This is a genomic window from Mesorhizobium sp. M5C.F.Ca.IN.020.32.2.1 (assembly GCF_004023105.1).
In the GTDB taxonomy this organism is placed as follows: Bacteria; Pseudomonadota; Alphaproteobacteria; order Rhizobiales; family Rhizobiaceae; genus Mesorhizobium; species Mesorhizobium wenxiniae.
In genome coordinates, this window is the sequence record NZ_RZSX01000107.1 from 1 (window position 1) to 10832 (window position 10832).

4 protein-coding genes and 2 pseudogenes are annotated in these 10832 nt (G+C 61.6%); 5 read left to right on the top strand and 1 reads right to left on the bottom strand.

Annotation, left to right across the window (positions count from 1 at the left end):
• The 3 genes and pseudogenes from EOA86_RS08015 to EOA86_RS08025 form a co-directional block, all read left to right on the top strand.
• Positions 1-424: site-specific integrase (locus EOA86_RS08015; RefSeq protein WP_164891616.1), on the top strand; the 424-nt coding region annotated here is incomplete at its 5' end.
• 280 nt (positions 425-704) lie between these two features.
• Positions 705-1342: pseudogene (locus EOA86_RS08020) on the top strand (hypothetical protein).
• 335 nt (positions 1343-1677) lie between these two features.
• A complete protein-coding gene (locus EOA86_RS08025) occupies positions 1678-1893 on the top strand; it encodes a hypothetical protein (RefSeq protein WP_091595108.1) in 216 nt (71 codons plus the stop codon).
• Between the two features lie 10 nt (positions 1894-1903).
• On the opposite strand, the pseudogene EOA86_RS08030 reads toward EOA86_RS08025, so the two are convergent.
• Positions 1904-2461: pseudogene (locus EOA86_RS08030) on the bottom strand (aminopeptidase); the annotation flags it as partial.
• Between the two features lie 556 nt (positions 2462-3017).
• Here EOA86_RS08030 and EOA86_RS08035 point away from each other — a divergent pair.
• Both EOA86_RS08035 and EOA86_RS08040 read left to right on the top strand, forming a co-directional pair.
• Positions 3018-6281 (top strand): STY4851/ECs_5259 family protein, encoded by a 3264-nt coding sequence (locus EOA86_RS08035; RefSeq protein WP_206517015.1) that lies wholly within the window; start codon positions 3018-3020, stop codon positions 6279-6281.
• Positions 6281-10832: DEAD/DEAH box helicase (locus tag EOA86_RS08040; protein WP_206629971.1), on the top strand; the 4552-nt coding region annotated here is incomplete at its 3' end. The genes EOA86_RS08035 and EOA86_RS08040, both read left to right, overlap by 1 nt.

Genomic DNA, 10832 nt, shown 5'->3' on the forward strand with positions numbered 1-10832 from the left:
GGTATGGACTATCCCGGAAGCGCGAATGAAAATGCGACGACCGCACCGCGTTCCTCTTTCAACGCAGGCTTTGGATATCCTGGCCGAGCTTAAAAAAATCTCCGGCGCTGGGACGCTGCTGTTTCCAAGCGTGCGATCGCCTTCTCGTCCGATTTCCGACAATACACTCAACGCCGCCCTGCGTCGCATGGGTTACAGCAAGAATGAAGCAACGGCCCATGGCTTCCGAGCAACGGCATCAACTCTGTTGAACGAATGCGGCAAGTGGCATCCAGACGCCGTAGAGCGACAGCTGGCTCATATTGAAAATAACGACGTTCGGCGCGCCTATGCCCGGGCGGAGCACTGGGAAGAGCGCGTCAAGATGATGCAGTGGTGGGCAGATTATCTGGAAAAAATTGAGAACGCCGGAACGCGCGGGTAAACTCAATCAGATGCGGGCAGCCAGCTGTCCGGCACGTATCGCGAACGTCCGGTTTACGCTGCATAGCGGCCGTTGAGGCCTGCGTTGCCGCTCTCCCGAAGCGGACATCCCTGGGGAACCTGGCGGCCTGAAGGCGGAATGGGTGATCCGACGAAGGCCGAGAGCGCTGCGATCTAGCGAGGGCTGGAACAAGGCATGGTTCAAGGCCAGTGCCGGAGCGCCGCGCTAGCTGATTCCACACTTGTTGAAGCCGACATGATGGGAGACCTATCTAAGGCCCATGTCCACACGCCAGAAAATGGATGCAGCTGCGAATTTGATCGAAGGGTGGACGCTCCCGTCTGCGGCCACGCTTGGGTCATCGGTCCGAGCCAGAGGGATCGTTCGCGAAGTGCGAGCCACCTGCCTTTGGCGGCGAAAAAGCTGCTCGGTATCGAGGTCGGGGTGCTCACCTTGCGCATGCCGGAAGGCGCCTATGGCGATTTCCGGACTGCGTCGGCGATTGTGTCCAAAACGCTGGAAGGCATCGAAGGCCTGCCCGTAATTCCCCGTGAAGTCGAAGACATCCTGACGATCTCTTCGGCAGAGCGGCACCGGTGGCTCAAGGACGGCCGCTTGCAAAGCACAGGCACACGTACGGTGAAACTTCGTGGTCGCGCAAGGAAGGTAACTTTTCACGTGTTTGACCCACGTCACATCGAGGACGTGCTCGATCGCGACTTGGTTACGGTCTGGCGCGAGGACGACGCGATAGCTGCTGCAGAGAATAGGCGGCGGGCCGCCGGAAAGGCCGCCCTGAAGCGTGCGCAAAAGAGCGGCCGCAGGGCCGCGTCTGCGCCTGACAGCACTCGGGACGAGGTGTCACGTCAGAAACTGAAGGGCTGGGACGAATTCGAGAGTGACGGACTTCTGCGCTGATTCAGCGAAAAAAGATTCTTTCGCTGCTCCTGCCCACTACGACCGCACTGGCCCGAATCCTGATCCGGGTCGCGCGCCTGACCTCCGGGAGTCAATGGGCGTAAACAGTCCGCGAGTCTGGTTCCGGCCCAGGTAGGCGACAGTAACGGGCCGCCATATCGGCCGTTCACCACGGGCGACACCATTTCCCGAAAGCAGCGAGCCGTTGGCGCGCGTCATCGGTATCCCTTTTAAGTCCCAGGGGATACTGTTGCCGCCCATCAGCCGTCTTATCGGTATGGCGAAGCCGCTGATCTGTGTTAAGCCGCCGCCCGAACAGCCGAAGGAGTACACCCGTGAGCGAGCCGACCGTGGCCGAGGCGACCGACAGCATCTATGCATCGCTCCGGGCGAACAATGCCGACATCGATGCAAATATCGCGGCGCTCAAAGCGGCGCTGACGCGAGAGGGGATAGAACAGGCGGTGCTCGATCCGACCAGGCTGGCGCAGAACAACCGTTCGAGCCGCAAGGTGATGCAGGCTTATTTTCGGCAGCGCGGCGTGACGTGAGGTGGGCCAATTCATGGAACACGAGCCCTGCAAGATACGTTTCATCTTGGCTGAGCATGGTGCTTAGCAGCGGGTCACTTGACCAGCCAAGCGTGCAAAATGCAGTGATGCCCGTCAGATAGACGTCCAGGCCCTGCCTCTGAAGTGCGACAGCGGTTTCAATCGCAGACCTTTTGGAGAAGTATCCTCGGTACGGAACGCATCCGAACACCGGAAAGCACCATGTTCGTGGCGTCAGCGAGAATTCCGACGCTGCGAAGACGGCCCATGTCACGGCGTCCCGACCAACGTTGACATGGCTGCGGTAGCTATTGTTGTCTGGAAGCGCTAGTTCATCTATCGCAAACTGTCGGATGGCGCTCGCCGATTCCATTCGAGCGCGTAATGTCCCAGGGATCGAAGGATCGTCGATCAGCTCTTCGACATCCTGGCGCGCCGCCATGATCTCCACGTGACCCTTCAAGGATTGTGCGTAGTAAGAAATGCTGGTGCAACCTGCCAGGCTGGACATCACGATCATCGCAGCAACCGAACGAAAAAATGCACGCATCACGGTTGCCCACGGCATTTGCTCACACGTCCGGATAGGGCAAACGTCGCAACTACGCCCGGTCCCAAACAGTGGCTCCAATTTGGTTGATGTCCTGGATGGGGGTTTAGGTTAGACGTTCGTCTTCGGCAAGATTGTCACAATGTGGTCATTCGCTGCCAAATTGCCGAATGTCCGCTATAAGCCGGACACGGCGACGTGGAACTATCCGCCTAGGAGGTCTTTTTCTCCTGAAGCTTCCGGTCGCATCCGGCCCAACGCTGTTGGTCCGCAATGCGCCCACGTCGGCCATAGACGCAAATTGTCTCCTCCCAGGAAGTAGTCGTTGCCGATGACCATGCTCCAGGTCGTAGTCGCGCTAATAGCTGCCATTGGGAATCGTTCCGCGAAGATAGTTCGGGGAAGCTGAACGACGACCGTGCAAGCGGCCTGCCGAGGCCGTCGAAATTGTCTTCGAAATCGTTCCTATTGTCGAAAAGTCCGCTCTCGCCCTCTAGGCGGCCTGCTCGCAGAGGAAAACTTCACAACTAATGCACAGTGTGTCACAATCTGAATTGGGAGCCTGGGGGGAAATATGGACGAGCCGCGTCTAGGTCTACGCGGCGCTTACGAGGCCTTATTCCGATCGCGCGGATTATCGCTCCCTGATGGGCGCCCACTTTATCGCTACCGATTCAGCCGACAAGAGTTCGAGGGCGTTCGGGAGGTCCTAAAACGCCATGGACCGACCGCGCTGAACGACTCCCATGGTCAGGCTTTGTTCGTTGCTTTCACAGCCGAGTGGTATCGCCGGGAACGCGCCGGGGGGGCTTGGGACTGGATCAGACCCTTAGCTGTCCTTGGAATTCGATATCACGCGAATGATTCGGCCGCCGACGTGCGCTACGCGGTGGTGCGGGAAGCCGCCGAAGCTGGCTTGAAACGGTGGCGACGCCCTCAGCCGACCGACGTGCCGCTCCTCTTCGGCGTAGTGCGCGAGGCGGGTTTTCCAGCTGCTGCCATCAAAGAGGGAACCTTGGGGTTATGGCTGAAGCGCAGCATCTTGGCGATCGAAATGGGCTTCACACCTGCCGAGGCCGTCGCAAGTGAGGCATGGCGGGCGGGCGAAACGCTTGTTCAGGCGCTGGTGGAGCCAGCCGTGGCGCTGTCCACGGTAATCGTTCGTTTCCGTCAACAATTGCCGCCCCTCCACGAACGAAATGACCGAGATCCCGTGCTCCACCTGGATTCTGTGGTGCCTGCTTGGCGCAACGATCTGCCTTTTGACTTGGAGGAAGGCGATTTTCGATCTCTGGTGGAAGACTTGGTCCGGACCCGGCGCGTCGAAGGGGGAGCCCTGGCGGCAAGCCGATTGCTGCGGCGCACCGCCGAAGGGTGGGCGCCGCGGGCCGAACTCACCTTGTCAGGTGAACTCGACGTGGTCCGAACATCTCCCCAATTGCAGGCAGCGATGGAAGGTGCCACTCGGCTGCGCATCTTTCCGCGGGGTGATCTGCCGGGTTTGAACCGGCCCATCGCCGTGCTGGAACAGGTGGAATCAGACGAGGCGACAGCGTGGGAGTCCCGTCCGCTGGTCAAGGCGTTCGAAGTTCCCGCTCGCCTGAACCAGGCAATTAGGTTGGCGGCAGTTGCAGGGGAGACCTTAGTCGAAGAGTTCACCGCGTTTGCCGGCGAGCCGGTAGACGCGCCTGTCCTCCTCTTCCAGCCAGATCCTGGCGTCGATTTTGAGAACGCGCTTGAACTAAGATTCATTGGCAGTTCGCCCTTTCGAAGCACTCGGCCATGGCTGGCTATGGCTGTAACGCAGGAGGCTCGTTCAGCACTGAAGTTCGAACAGCCTCCTTCTGACTTGGGAGACTGCATCCTCGATGGACGCTGTCTTCTGGCCTTCGTCGGGCAAGCTTCGCTCGACCTTGGTGATGGGCGTCTCACGTGGCGTAGCGCGGCCGAGCGCGAGGATACGAAGCGACTGATCCTCACAGGAGAGACTCTACGGCGGGTGCGCGAGACGGTGTTCCTAGGGACGCCAAAGGCTTGGCTTTCGGATGGTCAGCATCACACGCTGGTTTCGTCGGAAGACCTAATTTGGCGGTCGTTGGGGAGAGGCTCGTGGCGTTCTTCGAACAAACACGCGCCCCTGGGCAGGGTCGAGATCGCAATGAGGCGGGGCGGTGAACTGGTCGCTTGGACCTGCGCCGACGTTGCGCCGCGTGAATTGGTGCTATCGGGAGAACCGCGAACCCACTCGTTGAAAATCGAGAATCTGCTCGGGGCCAGCGTTGCGGCGAAGGGCGGTCAGATCCTTCCGATCTCCAGGAATGGTGATGACGCGCGCGTCGATCTTCGACTCCACACCCCAGGCGCGATGCTACACGTGGCGCTGCGATGGGACACCCAACTCGACCTAACGCTCGCTGATCCGATTGCCGAGCCGCTCCTGTTGACCCCGGACATGCGGCCCGCCGTAAGCCGGGCCCAGATTTCGATCGATCGACTGCATGGGTTCCGCCTGTTGGCGCCTGGCGGTCGCGACCTATGGCTGGTGGTTCGGCAGGGCGCAGGACAGCCCGTGCAGGCCACGCGTCGTATCGACGGTCTCGTCCCGCTATCGGCCTTTCAAGACGAATTGCGGGATCTCCTTGGTAGCTTTCCGGACCTCGATGCGGAGGTGCGCCTGAGCTGGGCCGGTCGAGGTGACCACTTCGCCGAGATCGCCTGGTACGACGAAGACCAGCCGCTGGTGGCCGAGAAAGGCATTTCGCCGTTCTCGGGCCTTTCGAGTATCCTTGGTTGGAATCTGGATGCGCTAGCGCTGACGCAGCCTACCGCGAAACTCTCCAACAACCTTCCACGCCTTTCCTTGCAGGAATTGCAGACGCGACTCCTGCAAGAGCTCGGTCCGGGCCCCTGGCTGATCTTCGGGCGAACCAATGACGGGACCTCGCTCAGACCGAAGGTGGTCGCCCAACCACCGGGCGACGACGATCGTGGAAGTGCGCTTCGTCTGGCCTTCAGGATCGCACGACGTGACGCCCGGGACGATGCATTTGCTACAGTGTTAAAGCACCCGGAAGCCTTGAACCGCGCTGATCTCCGCCTCTTGGTCGATCTGAGCGTGGCCGCGCGGGATCGCAACGTGCCCGTGCCGGCGATCGATGCCCTGCGGTCACTTTGCCGTGCCCCCCAGGCGGCTCCGTGGATCCTGTCGACCTGCGACACTCTTGAGGAGCGCGACGCCGTGATCCGGCTACAAAGTGAGTTACCCTTCCTCTGGTGCGCAACGGAAGTCGAGCACTGGGTGTCTGCGTTTCGAACGAGAATTGACGAGTTGGAGCGCCGCCTGGAACGGTTGGAACTACCGACTGCCGACGCAGGGCGCAATGTGGCGGCCGCCCTCGGCCAAATCGCTGATCTGGAGCCCGGGCTAGCGACTCATGCGTGGATCACCTTCCTATTGGTCGCGCCACGAGCAGATTTGGAACCCGGCCTCATCGGAAGGCTATGCCGGCGTCCGAAGGAAACGCTTCGGGAACTCGCCGAAGCGTTCGTGACTCGTCAGAGTGAGCATCGCGAGCCACCGACCGGATTGCATCTCGCGGGGCTCCTGCCAGAGCGACGCGAGCTTTGGGAGCGGTACGACCCAGCCTTCGCGGATTTGATCGCTGCTCCCCTAGTGGCGGCGCGAATGGCGGCCGGCAAACTCCATCAAAACCCGCAGGTTGTCGGACGATGTCGGGCCGCTTGGCTCCACGACCGTCAGCTCTTCGAGAGCGCTCTCGCCGTCGCCCTTGGACGCGAGACTATAGACCCCGGCACCACCCAACGAATGGACCTGTGATGGAAATCGAGAGGCTTCTGGCGCGGCTGCCACGCGATGCTGCAGATGCGATTGTCGGTATGGCTCGACTCCGTTCAGTCGATCTCAATCGGCATCTGCGTGAGGGCTTGGGTGCGCGCGCTGGTCAGCCTAACTCGGCCCTCTCCGAACCGTTTGTCGAAGGCGCTTATCCCTGGTTGCCGTTAGAGGGCGGTTGGGGCGGATTGCCGGCTGGCCTTTTGCACCCAAGAACGCTCGAAGTTCTGCGTGAAGTCGCATACCCGCCCTACACCCACCAGGTGGACGCTTGGAAGCAGCTTTGCGGCGAACGCGCCGCTTCGGTGATCGTGTCGAGCGGCACAGGCTCAGGGAAGACAGAATGCTTTTTGACACCGATTTTGGATGGGCTGGTTCGATCCTCCGATAGCGGTGCAAAACCGCTCGAAGGAGTGCGCGCGCTGATGCTCTATCCGCTCAACGCACTTATCGCCAGCCAGGAGGAGCGGCTGTCAAAGTGGTTCGCCCCCTTCGGCGGAGCGCTGCGCTACTGCCTCTACAATGGCGACACGCCGGAGAGTGTGCGGAGCACCGCCGCGCGTGGGGAACCCTGGAAGGTCGCTGATAGGACGACACTCAGGCGCTCGCCTCCGCCGGTTCTTGTCACCAACGTTACCATGCTGGAGTACATGCTGATCCGGCAGAAGGACGCACCGATCCTGCGGGCGTCACAAGGTACGCTTGACTTCGTGGTACTGGACGAAGCGCACTCATATGTCGGCGCCCAGGCGGCCGAAATTGCTCTCCTACTACGCCGCGTCGCGCTTGCTTTCGGTCGCAAACCCGAAGAGCTCCGATACGTCGCGACCTCAGCGACGATCGGCGGCCCGGACGCCGCCGAGCTACGATCCTTCCTTCGAGATCTGTCAGGCGCACCAGAGCAAAATATTCACGTGGTAAGAGGTGTTAGGGCGTCGCTACCGGCCTCTCCTGCCCTCAATAGCAATCTCATCGAACTTGACGAGATAGCGGGCATGGAACCGCTCCAGGCCGGTGAGATCTTCGCTAAGTCTGCACCGCTAAGGGTCCTGAGGGAGCAGTTCAGAGCCGGCGCCATCGTAGGCTGGAGCGGCTGGAGCGCGCAGGCGCGCCAGATCGGCGGCGCGGACGTAGACCCGAGGCGCCTGCTTGTCGAAGCGTCAAGGGCGAAGGACCCACATTCCGATCCGGCGCTGGCCAGCGCTGGCGGAGACTCAATCCTGCCGGTCCGCCTACACCTCTTCCACCGGACGCTTTCCGGTCTCTGGGCCTGCGTGAACCCGACCTGTCCCGGGCGGCCCGCCGCATCTGAAGCAGCCGACTGGCACTTCGGCGCCGTCTTCCTCGAATCGCGAGAGCATTGCTCACACTGCGGATCGCTCGTGCTCGAATGGGCCTATTGCATTCAATGCGGCGATGGTGCGCTCAAGGCTGAAGAAACTGCCGACGGATCGCATCTTGTGGCCTGGACAGGCGGCACAGGGGACGGTGAGTTCGAGCAAACGCTCGATCGCGACGAAACCTTCGGCGCCGAAGACGACACACAAGACGATGCGCCGCTGACCACATCCCCGGTCGTGAACCGCCGATATTTAGGGGCGCGCGGGGCACGGCCGTCTCCGATAATCCGCTTCGAGCCAAAAACCGGTGCGATCGTCGAGACCGTGGACGGCGCGGGGTTACCAACGACCGCGAGCCGCCACGTAGGTGAGTGTCCATGTTGCGGCTGGGCACCCAAGAAGGTGGACCTCGAGGCCGGCGTGCTTCGATCGCTCGTCGCGGGTGCGCCCTACTTGATGTCTCAGATCACCCCTGGACTCGTCGGGCACCTATCGCCAAAACCTGACGCTGACGAGCCCTTGCCGCTCGACGGCCGGCAACTGATTACCTTCACCGATGCGCGGCAGGGCACGGCCCGACACGCGGCGAACTTGCAGGTGGCATCGGAGCGCGGCTTCGTCCGAAGCTTTCTCTACCACTTTGTGCAGGATCGTCCCGTGCGGGACGACCAGGCCATCGCCGCGATCGAGGCTAAGCTCAAGCGACTGGCCTCCGACGAGCAGGACGGGATCACTCTCAGCCTCATGGCTGACCTTCGGTTGGCGCGAATCAGGCTCGAAGGGGTCGCCACCCCGAAGGCCTGGCGCCAACTTGTCGATCGACTCGCCGCTGAGCCCACAATCAACCGCTTTCTCTCGAATCTCTGGGTCGAGCGCGAAGAGACTTTCTCCGACCCAGCGCGGCTCGCTGAATTCATGCTATATCGGGAGATCATGCGACGGCCCGTCCGCGCCAACAGCGCTGAGACATTGGGCCTTTTGCGCTTGACCATTCCCGGCCTGGACGAGCCCAACGTGGTCGTTCCGGCTTCCGCAACGCGCTTAGGGTTGAATGCAGACGACTGGCGCGACCTCGTGCGCCTTCTCCTTACGCATTTTGTCCGAACTAACGTCATCCTGGATTTCGACGCTAAACGTTGGATGCGTTGGATTGACCGCCGCCAGAGCCACGTGGAAATGGTACCTTTCGAGCCTGCGCTTCCCTCAAGCCGATACGTCCGCTTCTGGCCACACCCCTACGGTCCAAGACCTTCTCGCGTGGTTCGGATGCTTGTCCAGGCGCTTGGTCTCGATCGCGATGATCCAAGCGTTCGGGATGACTTGAACGAACTTCTGCGGGCAGCATGGTCGACGTTGCAAAGGTTCATGACGGTCAGTCCGAATGGCTTCCGGCTACGGCTCGGCGACATGAATGTCACGCCGATCGAAAGGGCCTTCTGGTGCCCCAACACTCGACGTCTGGTGGACACGACCTTCCGCGGACTAAGCCCATACGACAAGCTCGGTGTGCACCCGAAAGCCGAAGCCGTCGACATGCCGACCCTGCCGTTTCCATGGCGCCGTGATGCCCACGGAGGTCGCGTCTCCGATTCAATTCTCGACGACTGGCTAGCGACCGATGAACGTGTCTCGCTCCTGAGGGCCAAGGGGGCCTGGGGCGATCAGCAGGATCGCGCGGCGAGGTTCTCGCCGTGGCTGCGCGCGGCGGAGCACTCCGCTCAGCAACCGAGTTTCCTGCTCCGCGACTACGAAAACGCCTTCAAATCTGGAAAAGTCAACGTCCTTGGCTGCTCGACCACCATGGAGATGGGCGTTGACATTGGAAGCATCGAGGCGGTTCTAAACACCAATGCGCCACCGGCGATCGCTAATTACCGGCAGCGTGTCGGCCGGGCGGGACGGGCGCGTCAGCCGATCGCTCTTGGCCTGACGATTTGCAAGGATCGACCGCTCGACCGACTCGCGTTCGCAGATCCCGGCGCCTTCCTGGCGCGAGAAGCGCCCGCGCCGGTGGTCAGTCTCGAAAGCCCAACCATCGCTCGACGTCACGCCCACGCCCTTCTTCTTGCGCGCTTTCTGGCCACTCAGGGCGCCGAACTTCACAAACTGACGAATGGCGCCTTTTTCGGCCTCGGACTCAGCGCAGAAGTCCTGAATAACTTGCCTTGGCGTCGCTTCCTAGCATGGCTCGACGCCGCCGCTGCAGGTCTCAAGACGATGACATCGGATCTTGAGGAGGTGTTGCGCGGGACCCCCGTGCGACCAGACCCCGACCTCTTCGAAGGTGTCCGGGATACGATCGAGCGCATTCAGTCGGATTTGAGCGCGGAATGGGACGCACTAAGGGGCGATGAGCCGGATGCCGAAACCTCTGTGGTATCCAAGGCGCGGGACTTCCAACGTCGGAGGCTCCAGGGAAATTACCTTTTGGGTGAACTCGCCGGTCGCGGATTCCTACCGTCATATGGCTTCCCGAGCGACGTGGTGTCCTTCGTGACGGAGACTGGGGTCGAGCGACACAAGCGAGAGGACTCTGGCGAGAACCGCTTTAGTTCTCGAGGATACCCATCCCGACAACGCGACATCGCCATATTCGAGTATGCGCCTGGGCGGAGCTTGGTGGTGGACGGTGTCGTGCGAGAGTCCGCGGGCGTCACGCTGAATTGGAAACGTCCCGCCGATAAGGCCGGTGTGCGGGAGGTGCAAAGCCTTCGTCAGATGCGCCATTGTCAGTCCTGCGGCGCGTTACTGTCGGCGCCATCCGCCGTGTCTCCCGGCGCCTGCCCCGATTGCGGCAGCTCTGACTTCAAGATCATGCGATTCCTCGCTCCAGCCGGTTTTGCCGTCGACGCGCGCTACGAAGTTCATGATGACCCCTCGGACACCGGGACTTCAATGCTCGTCGACCCCTGGGTCTCGGCGCGCACTCTGGCTTGGCGCGCTCTCCCGGACCCAAACGTCGGGCGCCTCCGGACCGGCTCGGACGGTCTGGTCTTCTGGTTCAATCCAGGTCCGCACGGCCATGGGTTCGAGGTCTGCCTGCACTGTGGCCGCGCGGAAGCCGAACACCAAGCGGATGGCGCCGGGTCCCTCGCGGGGCACCGTCCACTTCGCGGAGGCCCCCGTGCGGCCGACGAACGCACCTGCACAGGCGCGCCGGAGATCAACCCCTATGCCGTGGCGCGCCATCTACGAC